Below are 1,409 nucleotides of genomic sequence, written 5' to 3'. Positions count from 1 at the left end.
CGTCCCCCGCGGGGAACGCGCGCGAGGGCTTGGGCAGGACCCAGGGCGCCCTGGTCATCGACTCGACGCCGCCGGTGAGCACGATGTCCGCGTCGCCGGTCTCGATGGCGCGGGAGGCGATGATCGCGGCGTCCAGGGAGGACCCGCACAGCCGGTTGACGGTCGTGGCGGGGACCGAGGTGGGCAGTCCGGCGAGGAGGACGGCCATCCGGCCGACGTTGCGGTTGTCCTCGCCCGCGCCGTTGGCGTTGCCCCAGACGACGTCGTCGATCTCCGCCGGGTCGAGCGCGGGGGTCTTGGCCAGGGTCCCCGTGACAGCCACCGCGGCGAGGTCGTCGGGCCTGACCTCGGCGAGGGCGCCCGAGAACTTTCCGAAGGGCGTTCTTGCTGCTGCGTAAAGGTAGCTGTCGCTCACGCCCTCACCGTACGAGCGCCCGCTTCATCATGTCCAAGACCTAGTCCGCATCGATTCATAAGCGGCCCTTATAAACTGGGGTCCATGGAACTCCGTCAGCTCCGGTACTTCCTCGCCCTGGCCGAGGAGTGCCACTTCGGGCGGGCGGCCGCCCGCCTGCACGTGGCGCAGCCGGCCCTCTCCCAGCAGATCAAGCAGCTGGAGCGGGAGCTGGGCGTCTCCCTGTTCCACCGGTCCACCCGGCGGGTGGAACCGACCGAGGCCGGCCGTCACCTCACCGACTACGCGCGCTCCCTCGTCGCGGAGGAGGAGCGCGCGCGGGCCCACATGCGGGAGCTGGCCACCGGCCGGGCGGGCCGGGTCTGCGTCGGGTTCATCGGCACGGCCACCTACGACGTCCTGCCGCGGGTCGCCCGCACCGTGCGCGCGAAGCTGCCCGGGGTCACCCTGGAGCTGCGGGGCGAGATCCTCACCCCGCGGCTCGTCGAGGGCCTGCTCGCGGGCGTGTTCGACCTCGCCGTCCTGCGGGGCGCGGCGCCGCGGGAGGGCGTGCGGGTCTCGCCGCTGCGGTCCGAGCCGCTGGTGGCCGTGCTGCCGTCCCACCACCGGCTGGCGGGCCGCACGAGCGTTCCGCTGGCGGACCTGGCCGGCGAGCCGTTCGTCATCCACCCCTCGCGGTCCCGGTCCTCGATGTACGACCGGGTCCTGTCCGCCTGCCGGCGGGCCGGTTTCCGGCCCGACCCGCTCCTCGAGGTCGGCGAGACGGCCACCCTGGTGGTCCTCGTCGCGGCGGGACACGGCGTGGCCCTCGTGCCGCAGTCGGTGCGGAGCCTGAGCCTCGACGGCGTGACCTACGTGCCGCTCGCCGACCCCGAGACGGTCGAACTGGTGCTGGCCCGGCGCACGCACCGCGTCCCGGCCGCGGTCGAGCAGGTCGCCTCGGTGATCGAGGACTGCGTCCGCGACTGAGGGGCACGCGGCCGGGGCCCCGGCC

Annotated in this window: 2 protein-coding genes; one reads left to right on the top strand and one right to left on the bottom strand. The window is 74.0% G+C overall.

What is annotated here, in order from left to right; genetic code table 11:
* A partial coding sequence (locus AOK18_RS27635) for a thiolase family protein (protein ID WP_276205374.1) occupies nucleotides 1-415 on the bottom strand: 415 nt, incomplete at its 3' end.
* Between the two features lie 84 nt (nucleotides 416-499).
* Here AOK18_RS27635 and AOK18_RS27630 point away from each other — a divergent pair.
* Nucleotides 500-1,384, top strand: a complete 885-nt coding sequence (locus AOK18_RS27630) for a LysR family transcriptional regulator (RefSeq protein WP_055571767.1) — start codon at nucleotides 500-502, stop codon at nucleotides 1,382-1,384.
* Nucleotides 1,385-1,409 lie beyond the last annotated feature (25 nt).

Origin of the sequence: Streptomyces prasinopilosus, assembly GCF_001419695.1 — a bacterium.
Lineage (GTDB): Bacteria > Actinomycetota > Actinomycetes > Streptomycetales > Streptomycetaceae > Streptomyces > Streptomyces prasinopilosus.
Note: the sequence above shows the minus strand (reverse complement) of the source record. Positions and strands in the feature narration are given on the sequence as shown.